The sequence below is a fragment of the Lentisphaera araneosa HTCC2155 genome (assembly GCF_000170755.1).
In the GTDB taxonomy this organism is placed as follows: Bacteria; Verrucomicrobiota; Lentisphaeria; order Lentisphaerales; family Lentisphaeraceae; genus Lentisphaera; species Lentisphaera araneosa.
Genome location: NZ_ABCK01000048.1, coordinates 1 through 15,677, shown reverse-complemented (window position 1 = coordinate 15,677; position 15,677 = coordinate 1). Strand labels below are relative to the sequence as shown.

General features: G+C 43.5%; 10 protein-coding genes. 3 read left to right on the top strand and 7 right to left on the bottom strand.

Translation table 11 applies throughout. The annotated features are described in order from the left end of the window. A partial coding sequence (locus LNTAR_RS23955) for a 3-keto-disaccharide hydrolase (protein WP_007281365.1) occupies nt 1-296 on the top strand: 296 nt, incomplete at its 5' end. A 423-nt stretch (nt 297-719) separates the two neighbouring features. Here the strand turns inward: LNTAR_RS23955 and LNTAR_RS23950 are convergent. From LNTAR_RS23950 to LNTAR_RS23925, 7 genes are all read right to left on the bottom strand, one after another. Then, nucleotides 720-1,853, bottom strand: a complete 1,134-nt coding sequence (locus tag LNTAR_RS23950; protein WP_007281364.1) for an FG-GAP repeat domain-containing protein — start codon at nt 1,851-1,853, stop codon at nt 720-722. A gap of 2 nt (nt 1,854-1,855) precedes the next feature. Next, entirely contained in the window at nt 1,856-3,241 is a 1,386-nt protein-coding gene (locus tag LNTAR_RS23945; protein ID WP_007281363.1) for a sulfatase, read from the bottom strand. Nucleotides 3,242-3,555: 314 nt separating this feature from the next. Beyond that, nucleotides 3,556-4,956, bottom strand: coding sequence for an arylsulfatase (locus LNTAR_RS23940; protein WP_007281362.1), 1,401 nt, complete (start codon nt 4,954-4,956; stop codon nt 3,556-3,558). Nucleotides 4,957-5,045: 89 nt separating this feature from the next. Then, nucleotides 5,046-5,393, bottom strand: a complete 348-nt coding sequence (locus LNTAR_RS27465) for a hypothetical protein (protein ID WP_157473831.1) — start codon at nt 5,391-5,393, stop codon at nt 5,046-5,048. A 28-nt stretch (nt 5,394-5,421) separates the two neighbouring features. After that, complete coding sequence (locus tag LNTAR_RS23935) at nt 5,422-9,063, bottom strand: PVC-type heme-binding CxxCH protein (protein ID WP_007281361.1); 3,642 nt, start codon at nt 9,061-9,063, stop codon at nt 5,422-5,424. A gap of 34 nt (nt 9,064-9,097) precedes the next feature. Further along, entirely contained in the window at nt 9,098-9,922 is an 825-nt protein-coding gene (locus tag LNTAR_RS23930) for a hypothetical protein (RefSeq protein WP_007281360.1), read from the bottom strand. Between the two features lie 275 nt (nt 9,923-10,197). Next, the gene (locus LNTAR_RS23925; protein WP_040915736.1) at nt 10,198-11,844 is read right to left on the bottom strand and encodes a sulfatase-like hydrolase/transferase; all 1,647 of its coding nucleotides are present in this window, start codon (nt 11,842-11,844) and stop codon (nt 10,198-10,200) included. A 273-nt stretch (nt 11,845-12,117) separates the two neighbouring features. Here LNTAR_RS23925 and LNTAR_RS23920 point away from each other — a divergent pair, with 273 nt between their 5' ends. After that, on the top strand, nt 12,118-14,634 hold the full coding sequence (locus LNTAR_RS23920) for a DUF1588 domain-containing protein (RefSeq protein WP_040915734.1): 2,517 nt from the start codon (nt 12,118-12,120) through the stop codon (nt 14,632-14,634). A gap of 13 nt (nt 14,635-14,647) precedes the next feature. Then, nucleotides 14,648-15,677 (top strand): DUF1552 domain-containing protein (locus tag LNTAR_RS23915; protein WP_007281357.1); only part of this gene is annotated, 1,030 nt, incomplete at its 3' end.

Below are 15,677 nucleotides of genomic sequence, written 5' to 3'. Positions count from 1 at the left end.
TCGTCGGTTCTCTCTACGATGCTAAAGAACCCAGTTCAATTACGGTTAAGCCAGATGGTGAGTGGAACACTATGGTGCTCACCTGCGAGGGGCCGAACATCAAAGTTGTTTTAAATGGAGTGGAAATTCAAAACCTTAATATCGAAGAATGGGATACACCAAAAAAGAATCCTGATGGCTCTAAAAATAAATTTAAAATTCCTTTAAAAGACTTGCCCCGTAAAGGTCACTTTGGACTGCAGTATCACGGTCATCCCGTTTGGTATAGGAAGTTATCTATCAAAGAATTGGATTAGATGTGAAGGTCAGTAAAATTCTTCTCGCCAAGTCGCGAAGTTTACTAAGTTTTATCTATTGTAATAGCTGAGCCCCCAACTCGGCATGGACAGCGCTTATAAATAATAACCAGGAAAGAGCATAAAAAACCACGAAATGATTTAGGTCTTTTTTTATATTTTCAGCAGTCTGAATTAACTCGCGCGGAGCCGCTGAAATCGCAGAGTTTTTTTTGTGTTGTTTAGTTTGTTTCGTGGTTTAAATTTCACTATGACTTATCAAAGGAAATCTGTGTGAATCTGAGGAATCTGAGGAATCTGAGGAATCTGAGGAATCTGAGGAATCTGAGGAATCTGAGGAATCTGAGGAATCTGAGGAATCTGAGGAATTTGAGGAATTTGAGGAATCTGAGGAATCTGAGGAATCTATGGATGTTTTTTTAATTAATTCTGTATATAGACCCTTACATCTTTGCCTGAAGTGCCGGAGACCACGATGTCGATTTTACCATCGCCATTAAGATCCTGAAGGTCTAGGTCATAGCCTTTTTGCTTTTCTGAAATGATGTGTTTCGTGAAGTTTGCCTTGCCATCGTTTTCATACCAGACGAGTTGTTTAAGGGCATTATCCGTAGCCACCATATCTATGTCGCCATCACCATCTAAATCAACTTTATCAAAAGCATGAGGTCCCTGGATCTTTGCATCAATTTCAATAGCTTCGTAATTAGGGCCTTTGAACCAAAGAACACCTAAGCCATGACCACGCGCAGCTACCAAATCTTTGATGTTGTCGCTATTGAGATCGACTCCATAGATGTGCGAGGCCCCCGTTTGATTTTCAAAGTGCTTGATCTTCTTCCATGGTTTTTCCGGATCATCCCCTTCTTTCCATATGGCGAAGTAGTGACCACCCGTGAAAATTTTTCCACCCACCGCACCAATCATAAATTCCTGCTTACCATCGTTATCCAAATCAACGATGTCGAAGTAATGAGATCCACCGGGAGCCTCTTCATCGACAATGATATTGGGCTTCCATTGATTAAGATCTTTTGGATCTTCTGGAATTTGATAAGCGAGGACAGAATTTTGGTAAAGAGATCCAAACATTGGATTACGATGGGCTCTTTCGCTTGGATTGAAGTTATTGACGATGATATCCTGCTTGCCATCGCGATTAAAGTCGTGAATGAGGATGCAGTGGATACCCCAGAAGTCTAAAGTGATTTGATGGTAGGTCCATTGGTCCAAGGGGTTCTCCGGGCATTCCAACCAATAGATGCCACGGTCAGTGCCTACCAAATCCATGTCGCCATCACCATCAATATCGATGAGTCGACTATGGATCGCACGAGAGAAGCCCTCGGGCATTTTAAGGACTTCGACGGGTTTGTATTCAGGCCCCAAAGCTAAGTTCAAATACTCGTTGCCAGTGTAAAGAATATCCTTGTGCCCATCATTATTATAATCCCAGGCACGAGTAGAATTGACGGGGTAGCCAGAAGCAATTTCAATTTGTTTAAAGCTGATTTCACCAAAGAGTGGGAGGGCTAAAAAGAGAAGAATGAGGCGCATGTTTATTGGCCCTTGTATTGTGGATTGAGTTCTCTTGGTATGGGGGCCTTCATGTCTTGGCGCCATTTATTGAGTTGAGCGAGAAGTTTTTCGACTTTCTCGGGGTGTTTAGCCGCCAGGTTATTTTGCTCACTGAGATCATCTTTGAGATTGTAGAGTTCAAAGCGACCATCTTCGAAGTATTGATGCAGTTTCCAATCACCAATGCGAATAATAGAACCAGGGCGGGTACGAAAAGCCATGTCGTGGCATTCATTGTAACCTGCTTGGAGATAGATGGGGAAATGCCAGACAAGAGGGCGCTGGGGGTCAAATTTTGGAGCTTGACCAAAGAGCAATTCTTTAAAGCTTGCGCCATCGAGGATTTTCTTTTCTTTTTTTGCGCTTTCCGCAATATCAAGAAGCGTTGGGTACATATCCAAGGCCGTTATTGGGATGTCACTGCTGGAGCCCGCTTTGATTTTTCCGGGCCAATAAGCAAAAGTTGGAACGCGAATACCTCCTTCAAAGTAGGAACCCTTGCCAGCACGTAGGGGCCAGTTTTTGGAGAACTTCCAAACGCCGCCATTATCAGTGGTAAAAATAATGAGAGTATTTTTGTCGAGTTTGAATTCTTCTAGTACTTTGACTAAGCGGCCAATATTTTCATCGAGAGATTCGAGCATGGCGGCATAGATGGCATTATTGTGAGCTTTTGAAGTTTTGATATTTTTAAACTTTGCCACTTTATCTTTTTTAGCCTGAAGAGGTGAATGCATAGCGTAAAAGGGGAAGTACATGAAAAAGGGTTTCTGCGCATTGTCTTTGATGAAATCAATCGCGCGACCAGTTATGTAGTCTGTGAGATAGGTGCCTTCTTCTTTGGCTTCACAATTGGGGAATTTAAAGGGACTGTGATAACCACCATTATAGGGACCACCCAAATGACAGCCGCCCACATTGTATTTGAAGCCTTGTAGAAGCGGGTCTTCACCCACATGCCATTTGCCTAGTGTGATAGTTTCGTAACCGGCATCGCTCATGGCGTGACCAATTGTTCGCGTATTTGGGGGAAGAAATATTTGATTTGGAGTCGGAATAAGCTTGCGCTGCTCAGGCTTGCCACGTTCAGAACTACCAACTGTATAGACTCCATGCCGGGGAGAGGATTGGCCAGAGATGAGACAAGCTCGACTCGGGGCACAATTTGCGGCACCCGCATAAGCATTGCTAAACTTTATGCCATTGGCAATCAGCCGATCCAAATTGGGCGTCTGATAATATTCACTGCCCAGGCTTCCAATATCAGTCCAGCCCATATCATCGACATTGATGAGAATGATATTGGGTTTTTGATCAGCACATAGTAGAGCCGGTAGAGAAAGGAGGAGTTTTAGGATATATTTCATAATTGATCTTTGTTTTTATCATTGTTTTAATAGAAGCATAAAAGATCGTTAATCGTAACAGAGCTTCAGTTTTTTACACTCATTAAGGTGTTTACTACCGCCTCACTCCGGCGGGGAGGTGCTGTCACACGGGCAAATACTTTTCATCCGCCCCCGGTGACAGCCGGGCTCGTATGGCAATACCTCCCCGCTGGAGTGAGGCGATAACCACCCCCTTGTGTTATATTACAATTACTGGGACTCCGTCCCCATCCCTGCAAGGTGTGCCCACCTTGAGAGGCGGATAAAGGGCGGATAAAAGAGAAGTGAATACTTTATTTCGTTTTGCTCTTAGGACGATCTTTTAAAGCTAATTGCTTATCGTAGATGATGCCGGGACGAATGGGTTCATGAGCCACTTCAGTGAGGGCAATCATTTCTTGAAGAACTTGGGGGTGATCTTTGGCAATATTATGGAGTTCTTGGATATCTTTTGAGAGGTCGTAGAGTTCCCATGAACTCTTTTTATCTGTGCGGTAGAGTTTCCATTGGTCCATGCGCAGCGCGGTTTGCCTATAGTATTCCCAGTACATGAACTTATGATTTTTTTGTCCATCTTTGGATAGGAGTGTAGGTAAGATCGTGAGGCCATCGGTTTCGGGTGGATCGGTTTTTGCGATGTCCGCAAGTGTGGGCATGATATCGGGGAAATAGAAGAGGTGATCACTCACTGATGAAGCTTTAACTTTTCCAGGCCAGCGAACGTACATGGGGACTTTGAGTCCACCCTCATAGAGTGATCTTTTTCCGGCGCGAAAACGTTCGCCAGTTTCGGGATTGAGATTTGGGGCAAAAAAACCGTGGGGATGATCCTTTGTTTTGAAGTAGTCAGAGCCACCATTATCACCGCAGAGGAAGAATACGGTATTATCATCAATGTCGAGTTCTTTGAGGAGTGAGGCGATCTCACCGATTTGGCGATCAACCATGTGCATGAAAGCTGCGTAGCCTCGTGAATCAGTATCACGGCTCTGCCCAGCAGTCCAAGGCCTATCTTTAAAAAGTTGCCAAGAGGGATCGTCTTTCTTAATGCCCCAATGACCATGAGGAGGAGTCCAGGGCAGATAACAGAAGAAGGGGACATCTTTGTTTTTCTTGATGAATTTGATGGACTCATCAAAAATGACGTTTTGTGCGTGAGTTTCGCCATTATAGCGATCTTTATTTGAATTGCCTTTTAGGGGAAATTCTTTGCTATTATGGATGAGATATTCTGGGAAATAAGTGTGAGCATGCACTTGGTCGTAATAACCAAAGAATTGATCGAAGCCATGATTTTCGGGAACGCCGGAAGTCCCTCGTGCACCCACGCCCCATTTGCCAAAGCCTCCAGTGACGTAGCCCTTCTTCTTGAGCATGGAACCGAGGGTAGTTTCATCAGCACGAATGGCAGAGTAGCCATCATTCGTACGCATGGAAGTATGCCCCATGTGTTTTCCCGTGAGCAATACTGCGCGGGTGGGTCCACAAGTTGGGGCTCCTGCGTAGGCATTAGTGAAGCGCATGCCCTCGGTCGCGAATTGATCGATATTTGGGGTGATGAGGTACTTATTGTTCATGTGAGAACTTTCAAAGTAGCCCCATTCATCGAGCATGAGGTAGATGATATTGGGCTGCTTTTTGGCCATGGCATTGAAGCCGACTAAGAAAAATATAAAGAGTAGAGCTTTGTACATGGGGATATCCTTTGATTTTGATAGTTATTAATTTATCCGCCGGGTCAAGGGCTGGCAAGTCCTTGGTGGGAGTATGAGGGACTCGTCCCTCATAGAGTCTCGGTACTCTGCCCCAAGCCCTGCAAGATACTGCCGTATGGGCAAATGATTTTTATCCACCTGTCTGGCAAGGCTCTTGACCAGGCGGATGGTTGAGTGTGTTTTTTTAAGCCAAAGTTAAGCGTAGGAGCGTAGCGACAAGCGATGGGATTATTAAGGGTGCTTGTACCCTTAATCGGGTTTTGGGCAGAGCCCAATCTTCTCATAAATCTCGGGCAAGAGAGGTGTTTTAGTGGTATGGTGCTGCGCACACGAGAGGACTCTGTCCTCTCGAGCTCTCCTGTAAGGAGCTGCCACTCCTGGACCAGGCGGTTAAAAATCTTTAAGTTCTCATTCATGCTTCGCACATACTTAATAATTTCATATTTACTTCCAGCTCTTCATGTAGGCGACTATATCGGCAATATCCTGCTCACTCAAGCCTAATTGCTGTGCGGAGAGCATAAGAGATTGCTTCATGTGGAGTTTGGTAGCGATGCGTTCTTGTGGGATGATTTGCTTGACGCCACCCGTTGAAACCATGATCATGGGGTCACCCTTAGAATCGGGAATTCCCTGAACTTTTTCACCATCTTTGAGCAGGACTTCCATGCCTTTGAAACCATGGGCAATACCCGCAGAAGGTGCAACAATGGCGTTGATTGTGGCTTCAAGTGTTTGTTTACTTGCCCAGCCTTTGAGTACGGGACCGTAATTTGGGCCGACGCCATTGATATTGTGGCACATGGTACAAGCCATGATCTTGTTTTTGCCACGCTGAATATCTCCATCGAGGGCGAGGATGCTTTCTTGATTCAGAGTTTTAATTTCTGGCTCAGCAGGGATAGTCATTGAATTAATGACGAGCTTTTCGGGGTCATAGATGCCTTTGACTTCTTCGGCAATATCGAGTTTTGACCAAGCAGTGAGTCTTCGCATAAAGATCCAATGAGTCATGTCTTCTTTGATGAGTGAATCAGATTTGGCGAGATCAATTAAGGAGACGGCTGCGTCTTTGTCGTTGATAAAAGCCATGGACTCCACGGCAAACTGACGATCTTTGAGGCTGAGCTTATCACTAGAGATTCTCGTTTTTAAATCTTCAATAGCGGCGGAAGTGCAGAAGCGCCAGGTAATGCGGGCAAAAGGCTCGTTCCATTTAAGAGGATCGTTTTGCTTAAGTTCTTTTTGGAGATAGTTCCAAAGAAGCGCTTCTTTATTAGTGGCACCAAGTCCAATGGCCTCGACATAGTTTTTGTCGTATTTTACTGGCATGTTCTTAATGAGCTCAATAAAGATATCCCCAGTTTCAGCTGTGGAGTAATGTCTCAGAGAAAGAGCCACATCGCGACGTACAGCGGTGTTCGAATCATTCGCTAGAATCTTTGCATAGGGAAGGATCTTAAATTCCGCACGACGCAGGGCACGGTAAGCAACGAGGCGATTATTGGACTGATCATCTTCCAAGAGAGTTATGCAGTGTTCCATACCCTTTTGTCCGAGGTAGGGGAGGAGCCAAATAGCGCGGGCCGCAATAAATTCATTTTCGTGTTCAAGGAGTTTTGCGACTTGCGCATACGCTTTCGAACCCGCTTTTTTAAGTTCTCTGAAACCGATATAACGTACATTCACGGCAGGGCTCTTGAGTGCTTCGATTTGTCCCTCAATCGTTTTTAAATTGAGCTTGGGGATGACGGGTTTAAAGTTCTTGGGAGCAATTCTGTAGATTGCGCCAGATGCAGTTGGATCGAGTGTGGCGTGACCGCCGGAGCGCGGATCATAGAAGTCGGCTACGTAGATAGCGCCATCGGGCCCGATGCTTACATCTGAGGGACGGAACCAGAGTGAATGTTCAGTCGATTGATGGCCATGGCTTGAGAGGAAATCGAAGCGTTTGAGATCATAGCTGGCGCCTTGTTGCTTAGGGAAATAACCATAGACAATATTGCGCGTGGCTTCACATGAGAGGTAGAGACCTTTGTACTTGTCACCCAAAGCACCGTTTTCATAGAAGACGACGCCAGTAGGGCCACCCGCTCCATACACATCTCCCGTATCAAAGGTTCCAGGATTATCCTGTCTCCAGTGAGCGCGAGGGATGGATTGGCCAGAGCGTTTTTCTGATTGCCATTTGTACTGACCATCAAGAGAGTAGTAGCCAGCAGAACCGTATTCCATAACATAGGAATTACGGCAGCTTGAGTAATCGTCGTTATCACTCTGGAAGGTCTCGCCAAGTGAGTTGATAGTTTGTTCATAAGAATTGCGGTAGCCATGACCAACGATTTCTACATTGGTGCCATCGGGGTTCATGCGTACAGTAAAACCGGCACTCCAGACAAAGCCGTCGTCACTCTTAGCTCCGCCGAGTTCGTCAGTTGGCGTATAGAAAAATTCTTTCGGAGCACCACCACGGTAATTGGTGTTCATGCGGAAAGTTTTGTCAGATTTATCAGTGAAAATGCCGCCGCAGTTACCTGCGTTGAAGTACCATTTGCCATCGGGGCCAGCGGTGAGTGAATGAAGCGAGTGATCGTGCTGACGACCATTGAAGCCCGTGAGTAAAACTTCTCTTTTATCAATGCCTTCGTCAAAAACGAGGTTGCGGTTCACATCGGTGAGGATGATGAGTTCAGGTGGTTGAGAAACGACAATTTTATTATCGAGAACGGCAATGCCAAGTGGGCAGGAGAGGTTGGGGTTTTGATGAAAAGTATGAGACGAATCTGCTTTGCCATCGCCATTAGTATCTCTGAGAACAGTAATACGATCGCCACCTTCGCGGCGGGCCATATTTTCTCGACGGTAATTGACGCCTTCAGCCACCCAGATATTGCCCATGTGGTCAATATCCATATTCGTGGGATTGTATAGCTGTGGAGATTCAGCCCAGCGTGTGACTTCGAGCTCGCCATCGGCTTTAAAGAGTTCAAGTTCCATTTGTTGGAGTTTAGCGGGAGGCCAGGGGAAGGCCTCGTTAATACTGCTGGCAACGGCAAGCTTGACGGGACTTGTTTTTTTAGGTACTGAGCTACTTTTTAGAGACGCTTTTTTTTTCTTTCTTGGGTCAATGGCGCGACCATCGGGGCCAATAGCGTAGGGCTTGCCAGGGGCTTGTTTGAGAAGTTCAGGGGATGGGAGTTCAATTTTCTCGGGGAAATCTGGGCGGTTGAGGTTTTGATTGAGCATGGTCTTGGTAACTTTAGCGGACTTTATTCCCTCCTTAGGAATATCAACTCCGGCCACCCAAGCAATTGTATTGAGCACGAGTTTACGGTAGTTATCTACGGCCCAGTTATTGTGGTAGTGACCACCCACAAAACCTGCGCCACGTCCGGCATTTTTACTATCGTGACACCAAATGAGTGCCTGTGGCTTATCGAGTTGATCGGCAGCACTTTGGCTCCAGAATTTATTTGAACCATAACGGATCATGTTTTCTGCTGTGGGGGTAGCCGTAGCTAGAGGGTAGCAATCGCTACAACCCTCTTTGAAATTCATATTGAAATAGAGTTCGTCATAGACTTTTAGGGGAAGTTCGACACCACGTGCCACTGCATGGCCTTTTTTAGGTGAGATGTCGGCAATCCAAGAAGGGTTAGTGGAGAATTCGTCATCGAAGTAGCCACCGATCCATTTTTTGAAATATTTCTCACCAGCTTCTTTGGTGGGGTGTACGCCGTAATGCATGAACATGATGCCCATGCCCTCTTTGATTTTCTTATCGAGGAAGTCATGTTTTTCTGCAAGCTCACCACCTTTATCGGCATAGATAATAAGCGCGTCAGCTTCATCAAAGATGCTCTCATCTTCAGGCCAGCCATAGTAATGAACTCGAGCGGTAATACCAAGTTGACTTTTATTGAGGGCATCGGCGAGAAGCATGGATCCCGCTTTAAATTCGTGAAAGCCATGGCGATGCTTGGTATTGCCCGCAATAAAGAGGATGTTTTTTGTTTCTTTTGCGAAGAGCGCAAAAGAAGGTGCCAATAAAAATAGCGCGAGGGCTACTTTGATTAAGTAGTTCATGGGTGTGATTCCGAGTTTATTTTAAAAAATTGATTTAGATGTGAATAAGTTTGTCGGTCTTGTTTACTTTAATGGGCTTTGAAGTCGGGCTTACAGAGGGAGTTGGTGTTTTGATTTCTTCTTTTTTGTCCTCGCCTTTTGGTTGAACTGGGGCCGAGTGTGCTAAAGTACTAGTATTATTTTCTGACCGTTTAGGTCCCACTCTGGTGTAGTTGGCAATTTTATCTTCAAGATTGGTGGTGGGTCCCATAATTGCTTTTTGAACAATGTTGTCTAAATAGAACTTTTCTGTACCTGTTCCAATGATTCGCAGTCCGCCATATATCTCGGGGGAGTTACTTATAGACTCCGTAAAGATCGTTTTGTGATCATTGATTTTGATGGCGTAACGATTTTTATAAGTCTCTATGTGAAATTGATTCCATCTATTTGGTGAAATTTTAATGCCTAAATCCTGGGTGATGCGTTCGGTTTTTCCATTTATCTGCTCTTCTCGGCAAAACTCCAGCTGATTCCCTTTTATTCGAAGTTTAGCGTAATGACGTCCAAGATGAAATTCTGCGTTAGCGTTATTTTTCTGAAATTTAAAATGAAATTTCATCACAAAGCCATTGTGTGGATTGGGAGTCCAGAAGTACATGAGGCTTTGAAGCTTCGTTAGTGTGGTGTCTTTTGGAGATCCCACATATTCACCCTTGAGGATTTCCCAATTCATGTTTTTTGAGGGTCGAATTCGGGAGTTTTTCTTTGGAGGTGAAAACTTTTCATCAATGAACACTCCTTTGTCAGGTTTAGGCGTAACAAGCAGTTCTTCAGCACCGACTGAAATACATATTAAAAGTAGAAGTAGGTATTTCATTTTCTGTCCTCGTTAAGTTTTTAATTGTACTTAGAAGAAGGTTTTGAGGGGCAATCTTAACAGGAGATTAAAAAAATGATGAAAGAAAGTGATTAGATCGGGCTGAGGCCCTGCAAGATCGGGCCGAGGCCCTGCAAGATATTTTTTCTGGGTACGCCAAGCACCAGCTTGGCATATTGCAGATAAATAAGTGGGGATATATGAAAAGACTTAGCCGAGCAGGAGCTCAGCGGTCCAAAGACTTAGCCGAGCAGGAGCTCAGCGGTCCACGATTTTTATTTAATCAAAGTAATGTAGGCAAATAAACAACCCCATTTAGTCCCACTCTGATCATGGAATAGTGTATTCATATCATAAGTTCCAGCTTTTAAATCTAGTTCCACGATAGCGGAATAATCATTACTCAGAAGTTTAGTACTAGCCTTGCTGTCTCCAATATTTATTTCGACACTAGTGGCTTCGATAGCTTTCTTTGCCTCGAGGGAGTAGTGACTTAATTCAAAGCGGTAGCGTCCATCTTGGGTGACCTCAATAGCCCAAGTACCTCTGCCTTTCTTGTGTTTTTGACTATTACGATTCCATGGTGAGCTCCCCTTATACCAATCCATGGCGCAGAGGCGTGTTGGATTGAGACCAATTTCATGGCGACAAATTAATTGATTCTCTGATTCTAGGCTTTTCCAAAAATCCTCATATGTTTTGAGGATTTGTTGGTGTATCTCAGGTATTTGCTGAGTGACATCTGCCAATTGCTTGCTTCGGTCATATAATCGCTTGGATGCATCAAGATAATAATTAGGAGTGATTAGTTTGGCGTTTTTCCATTTTGTACGTTTACGATTTCTTGGGCATTGTAAAATGATGATACGTTCATCTTGCCAATTTTTGGAGCCTGAGAGTAGGGGGCGTAAACTACGACCGTCCAAGTTATTTGGAACTTCAATGTCGCATAAGTCGAGTAGAGTAGGCAGGACATCAGTCATTCCCGTCAAATCATTGTTGACTGTGGATGGTTTGATGGCCTTCGGATAGCGCATCATATAAAACACTCGAGAATGTAGATCTTTTGGCTGGGTGTCTCTAAAGCGCTTTAAGGAGCCTTGGTCAGTAGCAATAATCACAATTGTGTTATCTTTTAACTTTAGGTCATCGAGCTTTTTTAATATTTTCCCGACACAATCATCGATATTTTCTATCATGGAATAAAGAGCTATGTTACCTGTAGTTATTCCCCTAGCTCTTATGCGTTTGGCAGCCTCGGGATGTTCTTGGTAAGGAGCATGAGTAGCAGGTGTTGACACAAAACAAAAGAATGGTTTATCTTTGTTTTTTTCGATGAAATCAATAGCCTTATCAAAGAGGATGTCTGATGAATAGCCTTTGCTTGGAACGAGTTTGCCATTGTGCCAATAGTGGGCATCGATATGTGTATTGCCATGTGCATCTTCAAGCTGGCCGATACCACCTCCGCCATGGATAAAGGACTCCTCAAAGCCTCGGAATCGTGGAGCATATGGATAAGACATACCTAAATGCCATTTTCCAAAAATCGCAGTTTTGTAGCCGGCATCTTTGAAAAAATTAGCAAGAGTCTTTTCTCGCTTATGTAAGATGGAGACTCCTCCAATGGTGTTGTGAATACCATAGCGCAGTGGATGGCGACCCGTTAGTAACGCGGCTCGACTAGGAGAGCAGTAGGCAGGGGCATGAAAATTGGTGAAATCGATACCTTCCTTACTCAACTTATCTATATGTGGGGTTTGGACTATTGGGTGGCCCTTAAAACTCAATTCATTGTAGGCCTGGTTATCAGTAAGAATAATTAAGATATTAGTAGAAGCAGGTAGTTTTGTGGGGGATTGAGGATAGATGGAAAAATTGATCGCCAATATCAGGTTTATGAGCAATGTTCTATGGTTCATGTATATCCTTTGCTTATGTTATATTCTCAATACTAGAAGCTGTCTGCGAAGTCAATCTAAACACTGAAATGAAAAATTCATGAGGAGCTTATTTATAATAAAGTGCTCAAAGTTCGATGATAATTAAGGCTCTTCTCTACAATTCCCCAATTTTCTCTTTTTGTTTATTCTTTGTGTTAAGGTCAGGGGAAAAGGCGACTTATATTTATAAACAAACAGATTATGACGAGTTAAAGCTTTGAGGCTTTTGCGCGTCACAGAAAAAGGTTATAGATGAAATTACGACTAATAAATATATTGACAGTAGCGTCTGCAGTATCTTTCCTCTTTGCGGCTTGTAATAAAGATGTCGAGAAGATGAACACTGCTTCGTCGCAGGGGACTAATAAACATAAAAGAATATCAAGCCAAAAAGCATTGAAGAGCGGCCCTGGAGTACATGAAACGGCTTTAAATAAATCGGCTTTACAGCCCTTTCTTGAGAAGCATTGTATCTCATGTCACGGAGAAAAGAAGCAAAAGGGAAGTACCCGTTTTGATCACCTTGACTATGTGGTTTCTGATAGTTTCGAAGCCTTTGATTATCAAGATATTTTAGATGTGCTCAATACCGGTGATATGCCTCCGGAGGAAGAACCTCAGCCCGAAAAAGAAGAGCTAGAAGTGGTTATCAAGGAGTTGACTGAAGGCTTGTTTACGGCAGGGAAGAACTTGACTTCTAGGGGTGGCAAAGTGACCATGCGTCGCCTAACGCGACGTGAGTATGCAGCGACGATAAGAGATATCTTCGGTCTTGAGCCGGAAGCAAAGCAAATTCCAGTTGATGAAGGCGTTCAAAATTTTGATACCGTTGGAGTTCGTCAAGATTTTAACTCAAAGCACATAGATCATTATTACGATTTAGCGCGAGAGGTTCTTAAAACAAGTTTTAAATTAGCGGGTAAAAAAGAAGCTTTTGCAGTAGTAGAAAATCAACCAGAAGAACGCACAAATGGTCACGTGCAAAAGTTTTTAGATTTACATGCGCACAAACCCAAAGGATCAGGTAAAGTTTACCGCTTATCTAGGGATAGGGAGGCCTATGTTAGCCTGCCTAAATACAAAACTGGTGTCTATCTAGCGCAACCAATCCGTCATTTGAGCTATGGCTTCAAGATTGATCCTCGAGCTAAGTATAAAATTAGCGTTAAATCAGGTGTTTATGGTCAAGTCGCAGCTTTTCGGCGATATGTGAGGCTACAAGAAGGTAGGAGCGAAAACCTTTTGGGAGTCATTCGCGTTAATGGTACAGAAGATCAACCCACAGAAAGTACGATAGAAATCACTCCAAAAACTCTAAGAGATCGCATCGGTGGCTATGTAGCGGAAGATCGCTCAGGCGCATGGCTGAGTCATTACTTGAGTTTTATCGAACGCTACGAGGGGGTGGATGCTAAGAAAGAAGGTCTTATTTGGATTGATTCATTTAAATGTGAAGGGCCGTATTATCCCGCTGAAAGAAGTTTTTTTGATCAATTGCTTTGTCCCGAGGAGCCGACGCCTGAAAAACCTTCCAGCATGGTTTGGAATGATGAGAATGTAAACGAGCTTTTAGAAAAATTCACTTATGAAGCGTTTAGGCACAAAGAGCCCTCAGAGGACTTTTTACTTGGCCTCAATGAATTTCATAAGAACCAGAGAGCGCTTGGACTTAGTTTTGAGGAAGCCTTGATCGATACTCTCGCCGTTGTTTTATCCTCGCCAAGTTTTTTATTCCTAAATGAAGATAATCAGAAAGAAATCTCTAATAAAGATAAAGCTATCAGGATGTCTTACTTCCTTACGAGCTCACCACCAGATAAGCAACTCTACAGTAAATTCCATCAAGGCTCAGTAAGTGAGCTTGCACAAAGAGCGGAAGTTGATCGTTTGCTGGCAAAAACAGATTATCGAGATTTTAGTGAAGGTTTTGCGAGTCAGTGGGCCGACTTCACACGTTTTGATAATATAACGGTGAACTCCAAGAAATACCCGACTTTCAATATGGGCTTACGTTATTCAATGAAGCAGGAAGTCATCAATTATTTCCAAGAGATGCTTCGTCGTAACTCACCAATTGCAACACTCATAAAATCGGATTTTATTACGATCAATGCGCAGTTGGCGACTCTTTATGGGATTCCTAATATGACGAGTAATGAATTTATATCAGTGCCACTTCCTAAAAATTCACCTAGAGGAGGATTTCTATCTCAAGGAGTCTTTTTATTGTCGGGTTCAAATGGGGAGCGCTCTTCACCGACAATTCGTGGTATGATGCTTCTTAATCGCTTCATGAATAAAGAAGTTCCACCTCCCCCACCAAATGTACCAGAACTTGGGGCAGAGAGCGATGAGGTCTTAACGACGCGCAAACTCGTTGAACTTCATCAATCACAAGTGCAGTGTGCCTCTTGCCATAGAGATATGGATAATATGGGACTGGCGATAGAAAACTTTGATGTCATTGGTCGTTGGCGCGAGACGGAAAGAGTTTCTAGAGATGAGATTCCAATTAAAGTTGCGGGTTCATTTGCAGATGGTAAAACCTTTGAAAGTTATTCGGAATTTACCAAGCACTTAGTGGGATACGAGGAGAAACTAGCTCGCAATATGATTGAATCGCTTTTGGTATATAGTTTAGGTAGAGACATTGAGTTTACTGATATGTCTCACATCGATGAAATCATTTCTAAGACCAAAGAGCAAAATTTCCGTATAAAAGATATGATTTACGCCGTCATAGAAAGTCCACTTTTTATTAAGAATTAAACAGAGAAAGCTTATGCCACTTATAACAAATTTAATAAACCGTCGTTCATTTCTAAAAACTACTAGCTGTTTATTGGCCTTGCCTTATCTAGATTCAATGGCAGCCAAACAATCAGCCCCAGCGCTCAAGAGAATGGTTTTTCTCGGTGGAGGCTATGGTTTTACTCACGCGTACCATGGGAAAGATAATAAAAGCTTTTTCCCTGAGCAGGCGGGTAAGTTTTCAGAGATTGGTCTGACTCATACAATGAAGCCCTTGGAACGTCATAAAAATGATATCACCATGGTTAGAAATTTAACTAATTTGGGAGTGAGTAATCCGCATGGTGGGAGTCATCATCACTTGAGTTGTGGTAGCTACCGCGAACATGAAGCCGGTATTTCATGTGATCAAATTGCCGCCAAAACAATTGGCAAAGAGTGTCGTTTTACTTCGCTTGTTTTATCTGGTAATGATAACATGCCAGGACAAGGTGCAGGTCATGGCAGCGGTTACTCATTGTCTTCCGATGAACGTGGTCATTCCATGCCAGCTTTAAACTCACCATTGGATTTATATAAGACCCTATTTGCTCAAAAGGGGGATTCTAGTGAAACTGTCATAGCTCGTTTAAATAAACGTAAGAGTGTCCTAGATCTTGTTCATAAAGATGCTAAAAACGTGCAGCGAAAGCTTGCCAGTGAAGATGCGGAAAAATTAGATCAGTACTTTACCTCAGTGAGAGAAATTGAGCAAACTTTAAGTCGCGAAAGAGCATGGGCTAATATACCTAAGCAGCAAGCTCCTTTTGCTCCCCCCTCAGAAGGTATGGATGGTGCCAAAGAAGTTAATCTAGTTTATGATATGATGATTATTGCACTGCAAGCCGACATGACTCGCGTGATTAGTTACCGCCAGCCAGTGGCCTCTGTGATTAAAAGTTTAGGTATTTCTTTATCTCCGCATACTTTGAGTCACTATGGGAGTTCGGGTGAGAGCAGGATGGCTTCAGAGCAGCGCGATAAAAAAATCATGGAGCTCTATGCTGGTTTTATTGATCGTT